The 958-nt window shown below is 63.2% G+C and carries 2 pseudogenes; one reads left to right on the forward strand and one right to left on the reverse strand.

Annotated elements, in window-relative coordinates:
* Positions 1-296, forward strand: a pseudogene (locus ACYVDE_RS24335) (hypothetical protein); the annotation flags it as partial.
* Between the two features lie 215 nt (positions 297-511).
* Here the strand turns inward: ACYVDE_RS24335 and ACYVDE_RS24340 are convergent.
* A pseudogene (locus ACYVDE_RS24340) lies at positions 512-958 on the reverse strand (hypothetical protein); the annotation flags it as partial.

Here is a 958-nt window from a genome sequence, read left to right on the forward strand (position 1 = left end):
GCCAGGCCGACCTGTGGCTGCCCCAGGCCAGCCTGCACGCCGACACCGTGCGCCTGCACCTGCCGGCTGGCTTCAAGCCCGAAACGCTGCCCGCGCCGGTACAGCTCAGCACCGCTTACGGCACCTACGCCAGCCAATACGCCACCCTGCCCGATGGCACCATTCAGTACATCCGCCGGCTGGAGCTAAAGCGCGGGCATTTGCCGAAAGCGGCCTACCCGGGCTATCTGGACTTCCGCCGCAAAATCAACAGCGCCGATAAGTCGCAGGTAGTATTGGTGAAAACGGAGAGCTAGACGGTCTTGTCAATGCGAGTGGAGCATAGCGGTACGCGGCAATCCGTCTTCTCGATGTAGACCCTATAATGATGTGACAAAGCTCTTTTTAGCACTGCTTATACAAGAAAGCCCCGGCCCTATTTCAGAGCCGGGGCTTTTCACATCTTAAGGGCTCGCTCCGAGAGGAAGGATTGCCGCGTTCCGCTGCGCTCCACTCGCAATGACAGACGGTGCTAAAACTTCACTCGCAGCTGGGCCTTCACCTCGCTGCGCAGCGAGCCCTGGATGGACTCCAGGCCCGAGCCCACCACGTCCTGGTGGCGGTAGCGGGTTTCGGCGTAGCGCAGCCAGAGCGTGAGGTGGCGGTTGAAGCGGATTTCGGCGATGCCGTAGAGGCGCGTGCCCTGTCCGTAGAGGGCCGGCACCGACACCGCCAGCAGCACGTCCTGCTCATACACGTACTGGCGGGTGTCGTAGTCGTCGGCGTCGAAAATAGCGTAGCGGCCGGTCAGTTTCAGGTAGCGGTTGAACTGGTAGCCTACGTCTTGGGCCAGGGCGAAGCCGCTACGCCAGGGCAGGCCGGTGTCGTCGCGCAGGCGCAGGGCCTGCAGGCGGGTGCGCAGCTCCAGCGCGGTGCTGGGGGCCGTGTTGTAGTACACCAGCACGCTTTGGCGCAGCTG

The organism is Hymenobacter agri (genome assembly GCF_054778495.1).